Here is a 14057-nt window from a genome sequence, read left to right as displayed (position 1 = left end):
CATCACAATCAAGACTGGTGATGATTCGCGCTATGCGCAATTAGTGTCAGGTTCCAAACCGATGGCAGTTGAAGAAATCACCGCGGCGTCCGCTGCACGAAACAATCGTTTGATCGATCAGTACCGCGATCAGACGATCGATCTCGAGCCTAAGTACCTCCTGCAGATGGCTCATCTCACGACGCCGGCCACTGTGTGGAAGTACGTCGAGAGCGCGGTCACGAAGTCCAAAGCCAACCTGGTGATGCTCGATCTGGAAGACTCGATCCCCCGTGACAACTCGGAGCTGCTCGAACAGGGACGAGTCAACGTCATTCGCGCTTTCAATGAGCTGGACTGGGGAACGCGGCTTCGATTTTTTCGCCCTCGTGGACTCGAGCTTGATCCGGCGTTCGAAGATATCGCGACGATCGTGGAAGGCGCAGGCTCGAAACTCGACGGTTTGATCTACCCCAAGATCGAAAGCGCCGATGAAGTTCGCTCGATCGACGAGACGCTGACCGCCTTGGAAGAAGCGCTTGGACTTCCGCATGGCGGCATACGAATCGAACCGTTGATCGAGTCGGCGTCGGCGGAAGAGAACGTCTTCGAGATAGCGCGCTCGTCGCGGCGGCTGGCCGGATTGGTCTTTGGGTCGTATGACTACTGGGCGAGCCTGGGCATGGGAGCTTCGAGTTACCGGGCGGATCATCCGCTGATAGCGCAAGCTCGGGGGCGCATCGTGAAGGCCGCCGCGTCGGCCGGGATACCGGCGATCGCCGAGATGACTACGAACTACCCGACTCGCGACAAGAGCGACGAAGAACGCCGCGCAGCGATGGAAGAGTTTCGCCGCGACGCGCTGCTGGCGCGCGATTTCGGATTCGCCGGCAAGTGGACCGGCATTCCTGATCAGACCGCGATGGCGGTCGAGATCTTCCAGACGCCGGATGATGAGATCGAACGCGCGATCAACAATGCAACCCGGTTTCTCGAAGCCGAAGCGTCGGGTCGAGGGGCTACGATGATTGACGGCAAGATGGCCGATCGCGCTACGGATCGCATGAATCGAAACACGTTGAAGAAGGCTTACGCGATGGGGCGGTTGGATGACGCTCTCGCAAAGCGGTTGATGATCTGTTAATAGGAGGTGCTTCAATGAAAAGACTATTGCTACTTGGCTTCACATCACTCGTGATCTTCTTCGGGTTCGAACGAGAGTCTCAAATGCAGACAACGCCTCAGTACGCGTTTCAGGCGGCCGGCTCAGTATCCGGCGCTGTCGATTCAGATCAACCCGCGACAAAGCTAAAGCTCGAGGAGGCTGGGCTACGCGCGGCCTCCGCAAAAGCCCTCAAGCTCGTCCAGCACTCGCAGGTCGTCTGGTACAAGAAGCAGGTTTGCACTTCCTGCCATCACCAACTGCTTACCGAAATCCCGATCAAGCTGGCTCGCGAGCGCGGAGTGCCTCTTGATGAGACAATAGCGCGGGACACGACCGCGTCGGCCTTCGCATATCTAAAAGATCTTGATTCGCAGGTCCAGGGGTACGATTACATAGACGTGTTATTCGATGGCTGGGCGCTATACGCCGCCGACGTAGCCGGTGTCGGCGCAAGCCTCGCGACAGCGGCTTCCGCCCAGTTCATCGCCTCGCGCCAACACGCCGATGGCAGTTGGCCCACAATGGACAACCGGCCGCCACAATCCCACAGCCGATTCACGGCCACCGCGGTCTGCGCCCAGGCCCTGACACGTTATCTGCCCGAACAGTTCAAGGAAGAGAAGGAAGCACGAGTGCGTCGAGCCCGAGAGTGGCTGCTCAAGTCGCAACCTCGAACAACTGAGGACGCAACTTTTAGGTTACTTGGCCTGCTTTGGACGGGCGCGGACGAGAAGGCTCGACAGAAAGCCGCGCGTCAACTTGTGGCCGAGCAGCGCGCAGATGGCGGGTGGGCCCAGTTGCCCACGTTGGCCAGCGACGCATATGCGACCGGCGAGGTCTTGTTCGCCTTGCACAAAGCGGCCGGGCTCCCGACTAACGACGCTTCATATCAGCGCGGTGTGAGCTTCCTTTTGAAAACCCAGGAAGCGGACGGCTCATGGCGAATCAAATCGCGTCTTCATCCACCCGCGCCCGTGAGCCCGCCGTTCATGAACGTGGAGTTTCCTCCGTTTCAGCACGACCAGTTCATCTCGATTATGGGAACGACCTGGGCCGCTGCCGCATTGATGCAAGCGATCCCGTCGCGAGCAGGAAAAGACTCGATAAGGCCCGCGCTGGCTGCCCTCCAGCCCACCGAGCAAGCCGAGTGGGTGAAGGTCGCGCTGACCGGCAGCGCCGCCGATCTGAAGAAACTTCTCGACGGAGGAATGAAACCCGACGCCAAGACTGCCGAGGGGACTACAGCGCTGATGCTTGCGGCTAGCAATCTCGAGAAGGTGAAACTTCTTCTCGATCGCGGTGCAGACGTGAATGCCCGCGCTGCGACGGGCCTCACGCCGCTGATGGTCGCCGCGCGGTACCGAGGCAACTCGGAGGTCGTCCGGCTGCTGCTGAAGAAAGGCGCCAAGCCGAACGCGGACAAAGGAGTCGAGGTCCGTAACGACGCTAGCGCCCTGTTCTTTGCCGTTATGGCCGGTGATCTCCAAACTGTCGGCGCGCTGCTTGACGCAGGGGCCAGGCTCCAAGACAGAATGAAAGTGCTTGGCACTTTCTTCACGAGCCCTTTGAGCTTCGCGACATTCGAAGACGACGCGACATTGGTTGATTACCTGATCGGAAAGGGCGCGGACCCGAATGAACTGGACAGTGACAGAATCTCGGTCCTGGGGTCTGCGGCGATCGGTAATCATGCAGCCACGGTTGACGTGCTGCTCAAGCGGGGCGCGAAGGTGAACCACGTGGACAACCTTGGGATGACGCCTCTGCTGTACGCGGCCTCGATAGACTTCGGCGAAACGGTGGTGCTTGAGAAGCTGATAGCCGCAGGCGCCGACCTGAACGCGAAGACCAAGGAGGGTCTGACGGCTCTCGACCTGGCGAAGAGTTACCATCACGAGACTATGGCGAACCTGTTGTCTCAGAAGACGGCAGCGCGGTGAAGATCCCCGGGGGGGTATTAGCAATGGCCGAACTCAAAACAAGAAAGAACACCGCGAGCGTCGAGAAGTTCCTAAACAGCGTCGCCGATGAACAGCGGCGCAAGGACTGCTTCCGCGTCTTGGAAATCATGAAAGCGGCGACCAAATCTGAGCCGGCAATGTGGGGAACGAGCATAGTCGGCTTTGGCCGTCATCAGTACAAGTACGAAAGTGGGCGCGAGTTGGAGTGGTTCCTGACAGGCTTCTCGCCGCGCAAACAAGACCTGACCTTGTACATCATGGGGGGACTCGAGCGTTACCCGGCGCTGATGAAGAAGCTTGGAAAGCACAAGACGGGAAAGTCTTGCTTGTACATTAAGAAGCTCGAGGACGTAGATTTGCCAACGCTGAAACAATTGATCAAGCAATCCGTCGCGGACCTTGCTGCACTGAAGAAATAAGAAGGTGCGCGCTCGGAACCGCTGCGAGACGACGCACATTCCCGCCTAAGGGCCTCTCATGGAATGGGAAGACTATTAGCGAAAGGGCAAAGAGAATCTTGAGATCGCTGGCTTGGCGTTGCGGAGTAAGAAATACAACGTGTGTGCGAGTCGCGCTTACTATGCGGTCTTCTTAGCAAGCATCGCGGCGCTCATCAAACTAACCACCATTCGCGCTATGGATAATGAGTGGCAGCACGGTCAGGTGCAAGCGGAGCTCAACCGGCAATTGATTATGCGGAAGAAATTGCTACCATCTGAACTGGGACGTATTCCTATGGACCTGATTGAACTCCGACACCTGGCGGATTACAAACCACAGTCGGTAACAGCAAGAGAAGCGAAACGCGCGTATGAGCGAGCGCATAGATTCTTAGCGGCGATCAAGAAGGCGTTAGGAGAGACAGTATGAGCCGAAAGACCAATCAAGAAATGAGGCGCGCCGCAAAAGAAGTCCGCCGAGACGCCATAGCCGAATATCTCACTGCGTTGGAAGAGATCTATCCTTTAGCGAAAGGGGCGGCACGAGTGATAGCGAGACAAGACAATCGCACGATTGTTAGCGTCCCCTTGCCTGCACGAGTAAGCGAGCGAATGCGGCTCTTTGATCAAATGGCCGAAGTTGGAACGAGACTTCTGATCGAGACGAATGAGCATATTGTTTTGTCGAGTCAATGAGCCACGATGAAAAGGTATCCGCTTTCAAAGCAGTCACACACACGCAGATTCAACATCTTTGGAACAGCCGCGCCGTGTTAGAGGCCAGCGATGGGATCGTTGAAGCTCAGAACCGTCGAACCGAAATATGGCAGGCTGCTTGACGACTTTCAGGTCGGCGACGTCTATCATCACCCCTGGGAAGTTACCATTGACGACGGGATGCTCGCGATGTTCGCGGCCTCGTTTCTCGATCCGAATCCGCTCTACTCAAGCCGCCGCTTTGCTCGAGACCTCGGCTTCCACGATCGTGTAGTCCATCCCCTCGTGCTGTTGAACCTCGCTTTGAGTTTCACCGTGCACGATATTTCTGAACAAGCGATCGCGCATCTGGCTTACATTGATTTGACGTTTCCCAACGCCGCTTACTCGGGAGATACGCTTTCGGTGTATTCGGAAATCCTCGGCGTGCGAGTGTCTGAATCGAAGCCCGATCGCGGAGTGGTGCATCTTCGAACCACCGGGGTCAATCAAGACGGAGTCGCGGTCGTAACTTTCGAGCGCAAGGCTCTCATCCCAATCGGCAAGCTCGAAGGCCGCGCGCATCCCGACGCAGTCCAAGCTACACCTGAGACAACCGAGTCAGGCACCGATTTTGCAAGCTCTGAAGCGGATAGCAAGGAACACAGACTGAAGTCTGCGCCACAAGAACTCGCCGGCGAGATCAAGGCTCCTGCCTGGCCCGGGCGGCCGCGAGGCTTATTCGAAGACTTTGAACCCGGAGACGTGATACTTCACAGCATCGGGCACACGGTCGGCGAGAGCGAGCACATGCAGTTGACAATCTTGACTCGCAACAGCCACCCGCTGCACTTCGACGAAGTCTACTGCCGCGAGCACAGCTTCACGAAGACTCGCGTTGTCGAAGGCGGGCTGGTCTTCGCGTGGGCGGCTTCGCTTGCGAGCCGCGACACAACTGCGAATGCGTTGTGGGAGTTGGACTACGACAAAGGCAGCCATCCGAATCCGGTGCTAGCGGGAGACACGCTCTACGCCGCATCGCGCGTGATCGAAAAGCAGGAACGTGACGAGCGAAGCGGCATCGTGCGATTCAAACTTGTAGGGGTGAAGAACGAAAGGCCCGCGACATTGCTGGCCGCGGGCCTGGATTTGTTCGAAGGTAAGTTTGATCAGAAGGTCTTCGAGATCGAGCGGACCGTCCTGTTGCCGAGACATTAGCCGGCTCTATCGCTGTAGTTCATCTCCGGCCTGTTCAGCTCTGCTCGATCGACAATGAAACGCGGCTGCTCGGGTAATGATCCTGAGCAGCCGCGATTTCGTTCTGTGATCAGAACGTCTTGGTCCACGTCCCGAACGGTTTGAATGGATTTCCACGCGCGTTACGGTTTACTAATACGTCTATCGTCTTTTTCGGTCCCGGCCCAGCGGATGTACCCAACGTAAAGCCATTCAACAGGAAATAGTCGGCTGTCGTTCCTCCAACCGTGGCCGTGAACCGGCTGTTGGCAGCAGAATCGTTGTACCACAGCCTGGCCGTGCCGCTAAAGTGACCGCTGCTGGCAGCAACGCGTACCGACAGGCGCAAGCTCAACGTGTCGCCTGAGCAGAAATCAGAGGGCGAAGACAACGCCAGGTTGATCGTGTCCAGAATCGCATTGTTGAAGCCGCTACTGCCCCCGGGCACAGCGTTGAGCTGACCCGAACCTATCACTACGCCGTTTCTCATCACTTCGGCCAGCAGGTCGAACTTCGTTCCTACGTCGTCGCTGTTTTTCAGACCTATCCAGACCTTGGCTGGGCCAAGCGCGGTGAGCTGTGGAGCAGTCACTGTCACCGTGAAGCTGCACGCGGACGTCAAGTTAGCTGAGTCAGTAACCGTACAAGTCACGCTGCGGAGAGTTGATATGGGCGGGTACTTTCGACGGGAAGTATTCGAAAATATTTGATGTACAGGATGCGATCTCCAAACAGATGGTGCGAGTCCTGGGTGTGGACCTGACCGGCGGCGAATCGCTGCTGACGAAACACTACACGGAAAACACAGAGGCGCAGCAGGCATACATAAAGGGCCGCTATTTCTTGAATACGAGAACTGAAGAAGGATTAAAGAAAGCCATTAAGTACTTTGGGGAGGCAATAGAGAAAGATGCGGGCTACACGCTCGCTAAGTCGGGGCTGGCTGACTCTCACGTATTGCTAGGCATCTTCGGCATCTCTTCACCGCGGGAAGCGTTCCTGAAAGCGAAAGCAGAGGCGACAGAGGCGGTGTCAATTGATGAAACGCTGGCCGAGGCTCACATTTCACTTGCTTACGCTAAGATGTATTGCGATTGGGACTGGTTAGGGGCCGAGCGGCATTTCGAGCGAGGAATTGAGTTAAAACCCAACTATGCCACCGCTCATCACTGGTATTCCGAGTACCTGGCGGCGATGGGGCGATTTGATGAAGCCCTTGAAGAGATGAAACGAGCGCAGGACCTGGATCCTCATTCGCTTATTATCAATGCCAACCTGGGATGGATTCTCTATCTAGCTCATAGATACGACGAAGCGATAGAAGAGCTAAGCAAGACACTGGAGATGGATCCGAACTTCTATCTCCCTGGTGCCATTAGATGGCAGGCTTATGTCGCAAGCGGTATGTATGATGAAGCGATGTCACCGGTTTTGATCAACACAGAGTCTTGGTCTGAAGAAAGACGGAGGACTAATGCGAGCCTGGGCGAAGCGTATGCGGCGTCGGGGCCGAGGGGCTGGTGGCAGGTGGTAATCGCCACGACTCTTGAGAAGTCGAAGGCAATGAAGGTATCGAGCTACTATTTAGCACAATGCTATGCGCAGCTCGGCGAGAATGACCGCGCCATCCAATATCTGGAACGAGCCTATGAGGACCGAGATCTGGGCATGATATGTCTCAAAGTTGATCCGCTACTGGACGGCCTGCGATCTGATGCGCGGTTAACCGTGCTGCTGGCGCGCGTCGGATTTCCATTAAACGCAACTAAGCAATGCTAAACAAGAGATTCCTCATTACTGCACTTGCCGGTAGCTTGCAAGCAAAAAGCGAGAACTCGCGGCCGGATTACTTGCTCGCGGCGTCAGCGCCGCCCAGGAACTTCATAAGCGCGGCGTTGAACTCCGCGGCCTTTTCGAGCTGTGGAACGTGGCCGCACTTCTCTATGATAAAAAGCTGCGAGCCGGCTATCTCTTTGTTGAAGCGCTGGCCCATCGCAAGCTGCGTTAGCCCGTCTTCTCTTCCCCAGATGATCAGCGTCGGATGCTTGATCGCGCCGAGCTTGCCGTCGAGCATATCTTCGCCGTGCGCGATCGAGTCGATGAACCGCGAAATCGTATACCCATCGCCGGCGGTCACCCTGCTCGCCAGGAATGCATCAACTGCCATATCGCTGCTGAAGGGGGCCTTGTTGTAGAAGACAAGCGATATGAGATCCCTTACCTGTTGCCGCGTCGAAGCGTTCAAGCCCTTGAGGACTTTTGGATCCAGATCACCGGTGATCGCAAAACCGGCCGCATCGACCAGCACCAGCTTGTCCACTTTTTCCGGATAAGCAATGGCAAAAGCGGCCGCCGTGAATCCGCCCAGCGAGTTGCCCACAAGCGACGCCTTCTGAATGCCAACCTGCTTATAGAAGCCATCGAGAAAGTCGACAAGCGTGCCCACGCGGTAGTTCAGCATCGGCTTGTCCGATTTACCGAAACCGATCTGGTCGGGCACGATCACTCGATACTTTTGCGCGAGCGGCGCAATCGTCGGCGCCCAGTTTGCCGTGCTCCCGCCGAGCCCGTGAAGCAGAATCACAACCGGCCCGCTGCCTGCCTCGAGATAGTGAATCTTTGCGCCGAACACCGTTGCATATTTGTCCGCGATGGCCGCGTCCTGAGTCGCCGCGGCCCCAGCTTCTGTGGCGGGCGCGCCGGCCAAGGTTGGGACGCGGCTCAAGCTTAGTGCAGGTTGGGCGGGAGATGTCGGAGCCAGATGAGAAGTTTGCGCAAGCGATGCGGCTGAGATCATCAGAAGAAGAAGCGCGGCCGAAGCCCCGTAACGTGTTCGGCCAAACTGGTCCTGCTTTACAAGTTTGCTCATATTGTTTCCTTTGTTAAAAAAAATCGTTGACGTTGTTCTACGCCCAAACCGAGTGGAGCGGTGCGCCGGTCTTGCACAACGGGCACACTTCCGGGTCATAGAAATGAGTGCCAACCTCAAGAAGCGAATAATAAGGTATATCTCCTGTATCGACGTGCGCGTCCTTGAAGTGCACTAGCGAACCGATCGCGACCACTTCCGCTCCCGCGTCTCGTATCAGTTCGACCATACAACTGATGACTTTGCCCGACCGTACGATATCGTCGACGAGAATGCACCTTATTCCCTCACAATCCAGATACTGGCGAAAATAATAACGCCCGTCGTCCTTCTCGGCCCAGAAGATTTGATCAGCATTTAACGCTTCACGGACGCCAAAAGCTACCGGTATGCCTCCGGCCGCGGGAGCTACGATCGCGCAGCCTGGAAGCGCCGCCAGTACTTCCGGCTCCCGGCGAAACAGCCGCGATAATGCAACGTTCAAGACCCGCGCGTTACCGTGGTAGCGCATGGCCAGCGGCATCTGGAAGTAGTGAGTGGAGTGCTGGCCAGTGGGGAACTCGAAGTGGCCTTCTCGCAACGCCCCGGTCTCTCGCAGCAGATCGGTGACCTGCTCGGGCGACGGTATCAGTTGAACCTTTGGAACTAGCATCGATCCTCCGCGTAGTTGGCAGAAGGCTACGACTGGCTCTCATCGAATGGGCGCGTTAATCCAGGCTCTTTGAGAGAGTCAGATTATAGGAAGGCAGGAAACAAAAGGCAAATTGCGTCGCGCTGGCCCTGGGAGGCAGGCATCCCTGCCTGCCTCCTCTAGCGAAATTCCAAGCAGGCAAGGATGCCTGCCCTCCCAGGCGCGGGTTTGTTCGATCCTATTTTTTCGAAGCGCTGAAGGAATACTCGTCAATGACCTCGGCCGCGCCAGCGACATCTACTCCGCTGAGCGTCAGGATATAGTCTTCGGTCGCCAACGCGCTCGGAGGCAGCCTCAAGACAACGACCCTGCCGTTGCCTTTCGGCTGCGCTTTCAAGTCCGACTTGCTCCAGACTTCGCGTCCCTCGACGGTTCGAATGACTGCGCGATAGCTCTTATAGTCGTTCCCTCTAACGTTGATCTGCAACGTAACCAGACGCGCATCGAGTGGGATGACAAGTCTCTTCGCGGCGGCTGTGCCCCTGACGAGTCCAGGCGTAAGCACAAGTGAGATGATGCCCGAAGCTGTCTGGTCGGGATTGGTCTGATTGGTCGTTTGTTGATCGCGCGCATTGCGTTCACGCTCGAGTTGCGATGAAAGCTCCTGGCTGTGGCGACGCTCTGCCTCCATTTGCTGCTCGAGCGCACGCTGCTCTTCTTCGAGCGTCGCCCTCTGCGATTCAGCCTGGTTAACTCGATTCCTCAGTCTGATCGTTTCGGCTATCAGCGACGCGCCGACAAGCAGCACCAGGATAGCGGCTGCGACACGAAGCGTCGCGGGCCAATGGCCAATCCTAAGAGACTCGAGCAGCGATCGCGGGCGCGACGGGCGCTGTGCGACGGCCCCAGCTTCTGACTGCCGCCCGAGGTACGCTGTCCAGGCGTCGGCAAACCCGACTCGTGCGCGACGATCAGGCGAGCAAAGGAAATGGTTCTCGAAGTTCTTCCGCCGGGACTGGCGAAGCTCACCGCGCGTATATGCGTCAATCAGATCATCTTCGACAACCAGAAGCTGTTCGTAAAACTCAGGGTCGCTGATGTACCGCTTTTCAACGGCTTCCTGCCCTTCCTCGCCTAATTCACCGAGCAAGTACTGGACTAGCAATTCATCGTTGTCATCTGCCTGTTTCAAGTTCCCCCTACTTGTTAGTGCCAAAAGCGCCATTTTTATTTCACCCGGCTGGGGTCTCGGCCAGGCAGTCCACCAGACATGCTTCGAGCTTTTCTCTGAGGCGATGAACGCGGATCCGTAGGCCGTTCATCGGCACACCGAGCGTCTCAGCCAGTAGTTTTCGGTTGTTTATCCGCACGCGCTCTTTCCCCTGATAGTAAGTCAACATCATTCCGCGCGCCTCCGGCGCAAGCTGCTCGATGCACGATTCAAGGCACGCCAGCCGTCTTTCCAGTTCGACATACTCGGACCGGCGCCGGCTTAACTCAGCCGGGTCCTCGGAAGGGTGTTGATGCGGCGGTAGCAATTCAATCGGCGATTGGTTTCGATCGGGACTGCGCAAATGCTCGTGAAAAACATTCCGAGCCACGCCGTAAAAGTAAGCCGAGAAGCTGCGCTCGTGGATTTGCACTCCATCGACGATCCTGCGCGCCGCGCGATCCATTGTCTCATCGGCCAGCTCGAGCGCCGGACCGCAGCCGCGGCATTCGAAGTACTTTATGATCCCATTGCGAACAGACTCATACTTCTCTCCCGCGCGGTTGGTGTCCGGGTCAAAGTGCGCGAGAAGCTTATCGAAGGTCTCCTGATCGAGATCCCACTTGCTTATCTGATTCTCCCCTTAGCGAAAGCGCGGCCAGGCAAAGATGCTTCTTTATTCGACTCTCTCGCAGATCTATCTCCACTCGCCTTGAAGCATGAAGCCCGCCCAGTAGTAGGGTGTCTGCCATCGCTTCTGCTTCCACATTTCAACCTGAGCATCTCTCAAAGCCGCCGCCGGACGCAAGCCGTCCCCAAGCATCTTCGCGTAAAACCGCTTCATCAACTCCGCTGTTGCCGAGTCGTCCACCTGCCATAGGCTCGCAACCACTCGCGCCGCGCCAGCATACATAAATCCGCGTGTGAGACCAACCAGGCCTTCGCCTTTCACATCTTTGCCCAATCCCGTCTGACACGCGCTCAAGACTACCAGCTCCGCAGGAAGGTTGAGATTATACACTTCGTGGAGGCGAAGGAAGCCATTCTGAGACTTGCCGTGACGATCAACGAGCGAGAAGACCATTCCCGACAGCTGGGGATGTTGGCTGTTGAGGAGGCCATGGGTGGCAAAGTGAATAATGCGGTATTGACTAAGCTCTTCGCTCGTCGCCGTAGCGCGGCTGGCGTCGAAGTCGACGGCTTCCATGGATTGACCCGCTGGAGCAGCCGCCTTGATGGCCGCCGCTTCAGTTCGGGAAAACGGAAGCCGGGCGACGCCGCTTCTTTTTCGCGAGACGCGCACTTCTTTGATCGCGCGCTCGAAGCCCCTCGCCGTGGAGACACCACCCTGACGAGAAGCGCCGCCCTGCGATGAGTTGACCCTCGGATCAAAGCGGCTGAAGACAGGATCCGCGAGGACGGCGACCGCCTTTGGAGCCGGCTTTCGGTTAGCCAATTCGCGCCGCATCACCGCAAGCGTCGACGCCGACGGCAGGCTCACGATCTCGTGTTCCACGATCAGGGGTCGCGAACTGGGGGTCGGGGCTTCGTCCATATCCTGCTTTGCTAACGCCCGCGCCGAAACTGCCATCCCCATCGGAGTCGGCGCAGGTAAGGCGCCGAACGGGATGTATTGCAAGGCGCCGTCGGCTACGATCAGCAGTCTCTTCGTTCCGAGTTGCGAGGCTACAGGGCCAATCACCATCTGACTCAAAGCCGCAATTGCTTTCCAGTAGTCGGCATCCGCACGCGCCACTCGCCTCCCCTTCTGCATCTCTGTTTCGCTGTTCACGATCTGATTCTGCGCTGTCAGCAAATCATAGACGCGACGAGCCGCGGCTTCTATGTCTGCCCGCTTTGGAAGCTCGAAGCTGGTGAGCGAATCTGAAGTGACTGCCCAGAGATAACTGCGTTGATCACCCAGCGCGTATTCCAAAAGGAGCGTGTCCGGATCGAGGACCTGTTCCTGAATCCCTTTGAGCGAGAGCGGCTGCGGCTGAGTGAGCGCTGCATACCGCGGGCTGGTGAAGCGGATTTGCGCTTGTATTTGCTGGAAGTCGATTGTAGTTGAGTCAATCTCTTTCGCCGCAGCGTTCGCTTGTTCTTCAGTGTGCTTGCCAGCTAGCAAGAGGCTGTAGCGTTCCGCTTTTGTGCTGAGCAACTGTTGCAACGATCGCTCGCGCTCCAAGAGGGCTGCATCGACCCCGGGTCGAATATCCGCGCGCGCTTCCACGAGCATTTCCATCAAGCTCCGAGCGCGAGCTTGCTCGCTCGTGCTCAAAGCCTTCGCGTCGAATCCCTGTGAGGGGTTCTGCTTGTGCGAGAGCATTAGCAGATCAATGCTTAGCTCAAAATTCTGGCGCACGGTGGCAAGGAAAGACGCACGCAATTCCTGGCTGGCGACACCCGCCCGCAGCAATTCGACCTTGCTTGTGGCGGCGTCGATGTGAGCGCGGGCGTCGGTGAGGTCGCCAATGTCGCGCTCGAGGCGGGCAATGTTGAAGAGCGTCGATACCTCTCCAAAACGGTCAGCGGTTTCTCTGTTGAGTACGAGTGACTCGTTGTAGTATGCAAGAGCCGTCTTCGTATCACCCCAAGCGTCATACACTTTACCAACGCCGTTGAGCGCATATGCTTCGCCCCGCCGATCGCCCAAGCTGTCGTGCAACAGAAGGGCTTGCTTGTAGTAGTCGAGGGCTTGCCTCTTGTTTCCGAGGGAATCATAGAGCGCGGCGATACTCCTGAGCGCGTAAGCTTCGTAGTGTCTGTCCTTCAATTCCCGAACCCTCAACAACGCCTGCTGAAAACTGTTGAGAGCTTTCTGATAGTCTCCCTTTGAGTAGTAGAGGCCGCCAATTACAATCAGTGATCCGGCTTGTCCACGTTTGTAGTTTGTAGCTTGAAAGAGACTTAATGCTTGATTGTAATACCCGAGAGCGCTTTCCAATTCACCCAGTTCCTTGTAAACATAAGCGAGGCCGTTCAGTATCCTCGCTTCTTCAACTCGATCTCCCACCAACTGGATAAGATGTCTCGCCTGCTCGTAAAGATCGAGCGCCTCTTGCTTCTTACCTACCCTGGAATGAAGGTGTCCCATCGCCGTAAGCGTGCTGGCTTCGCCTCTCTTGTCCTTCACAGCGCGCCAAAATGAAAGCGCCTGCGCGTAGTACTCCAACGCTTGCCCTGTATTGCTAAGGTCAGAGTAAACATTAGCGAAATTCAATAGCGTCTGCGCCTGGCCCGCGGGATTGTTCTGAGAACGCCAAATGGGTAATGCCTGCTGGTAATAGGCGAGCGCTTTCTGTCGGCTGCCGATCGCGTAGTAAGCCCCTCCAATGTTGTTGAGCGCCCGCGCTTCGCTCGTTGCATCACCGATGTTCTGACTCAGCTTGAGGGCTCTTGTGCAATACTCGAGGGTTTTCTGAGTCTCACCGAGATGGATTTGAACATACCCAATATCGTTAAGCACTTCGCATTCTAACTGGCGATCATCCGCCTCCTGGCTGAGCAGTAAGACGCGGTTGTAGTACTCGAGCGCTTTCTTCGGCTCGCCGAGCGTATGATATATCTCGCCGATGTACATCAAGGCGCGGGTCTCCCCGCGTTTGTCGATGGCCGCCCGCCAAAATGGCAGAGACTGCTCATACTTGCTGATGGCTATTCGAGCGGACTTCGCCGTTCCCTCGGCACGGAGTCGGGCTCCCTCCGCGGAAAGCCTCTCCGCTGCGATTCGGCGCCCCTCTCTTTCCGTGGACCGCCTCGCCCCATTGATTCTTATCTCATGCCGTGCGGTTGCCGCTTGTTTCCGCGGCGTCCGGTGCGTAAGGCTGTGGAATACGCTTCGACGGGCCGCCTTCATGGCGGTCAGGA

12 protein-coding genes are annotated in these 14057 nt (G+C 56.9%); 6 read left to right on the top strand and 6 right to left on the bottom strand.

The genetic code is table 11. The features are described 5' to 3' along the window. The first annotated feature begins 61 nt into the window (after nucleotides 1-61). The 5 genes from AABO57_12460 (at nucleotide 62) to AABO57_12440 (ending at nucleotide 5459) form a co-directional block, all read left to right on the top strand. On the top strand, nucleotides 62-1123 hold the full coding sequence (locus tag AABO57_12460; protein MEK6286546.1) for an aldolase/citrate lyase family protein: 1062 nt from the start codon (nucleotides 62-64) through the stop codon (nucleotides 1121-1123). Nucleotides 1124-1137: 14 nt separating this feature from the next. After that, nucleotides 1138-3084, top strand: a complete 1947-nt coding sequence (locus AABO57_12455; protein ID MEK6286545.1) for an ankyrin repeat domain-containing protein — start codon at nucleotides 1138-1140, stop codon at nucleotides 3082-3084. 23 nt (nucleotides 3085-3107) lie between these two features. After that, nucleotides 3108-3524, top strand: coding sequence for a DUF1801 domain-containing protein (locus AABO57_12450; GenBank protein MEK6286544.1), 417 nt, complete (start codon nucleotides 3108-3110; stop codon nucleotides 3522-3524). 447 nt (nucleotides 3525-3971) lie between these two features. Beyond that, nucleotides 3972-4241 (top strand): hypothetical protein, encoded by a 270-nt coding sequence (locus AABO57_12445; protein MEK6286543.1) that lies wholly within the window; start codon nucleotides 3972-3974, stop codon nucleotides 4239-4241. Between the two features lie 90 nt (nucleotides 4242-4331). Next, entirely contained in the window at nucleotides 4332-5459 is a 1128-nt protein-coding gene (locus AABO57_12440; protein MEK6286542.1) for a MaoC family dehydratase, read from the top strand. 109 nt (nucleotides 5460-5568) lie between these two features. Here AABO57_12440 and AABO57_12435 read toward each other — a convergent pair whose 3' ends face one another. After that, nucleotides 5569-6075 carry a hypothetical protein gene (locus AABO57_12435; GenBank protein ID MEK6286541.1) on the bottom strand — a complete coding sequence of 169 codons (507 nt, stop codon included), beginning with the start codon at nucleotides 6073-6075 and terminating at the stop codon, nucleotides 5569-5571. A 65-nt stretch (nucleotides 6076-6140) separates the two neighbouring features. On the opposite strand from AABO57_12435, the gene AABO57_12430 reads away from it, so the two are divergent. Beyond that, nucleotides 6141-7256, top strand: a complete 1116-nt coding sequence (locus tag AABO57_12430) for a tetratricopeptide repeat protein (GenBank protein ID MEK6286540.1) — start codon at nucleotides 6141-6143, stop codon at nucleotides 7254-7256. A gap of 67 nt (nucleotides 7257-7323) precedes the next feature. Here AABO57_12430 and AABO57_12425 read toward each other — a convergent pair whose 3' ends face one another. From AABO57_12425 to AABO57_12405, 5 genes are all read right to left on the bottom strand, one after another. Beyond that, entirely contained in the window at nucleotides 7324-8346 is a 1023-nt protein-coding gene (locus AABO57_12425) for an alpha/beta hydrolase (GenBank protein ID MEK6286539.1), read from the bottom strand. A 37-nt stretch (nucleotides 8347-8383) separates the two neighbouring features. After that, nucleotides 8384-8998 (bottom strand): phosphoribosyltransferase, encoded by a 615-nt coding sequence (locus AABO57_12420; protein ID MEK6286538.1) that lies wholly within the window; start codon nucleotides 8996-8998, stop codon nucleotides 8384-8386. A 217-nt stretch (nucleotides 8999-9215) separates the two neighbouring features. After that, the gene (locus tag AABO57_12415) at nucleotides 9216-10169 is read right to left on the bottom strand and encodes a hypothetical protein (protein MEK6286537.1); all 954 of its coding nucleotides are present in this window, start codon (nucleotides 10167-10169) and stop codon (nucleotides 9216-9218) included. A gap of 40 nt (nucleotides 10170-10209) precedes the next feature. Further along, nucleotides 10210-10653: a hypothetical protein gene (locus AABO57_12410; protein ID MEK6286536.1), complete on the bottom strand. Its 444-nt coding sequence runs from the start codon at nucleotides 10651-10653 to the stop codon at nucleotides 10210-10212. Nucleotides 10654-10884: 231 nt separating this feature from the next. After that, complete coding sequence (locus AABO57_12405) at nucleotides 10885-14046, bottom strand: CHAT domain-containing protein (protein MEK6286535.1); 3162 nt, start codon at nucleotides 14044-14046, stop codon at nucleotides 10885-10887. Nucleotides 14047-14057: the final 11 nt, after the last annotated feature.

It is taken from the genome of Acidobacteriota bacterium, assembly GCA_038040445.1.
Lineage (GTDB): Bacteria > Acidobacteriota > Blastocatellia > UBA7656 > UBA7656 > Onstottus_A > Onstottus_A frigus.
The sequence above is the reverse complement of the archived record's forward strand: the minus strand, read 5'-3'. Positions and strand labels throughout refer to the sequence as shown.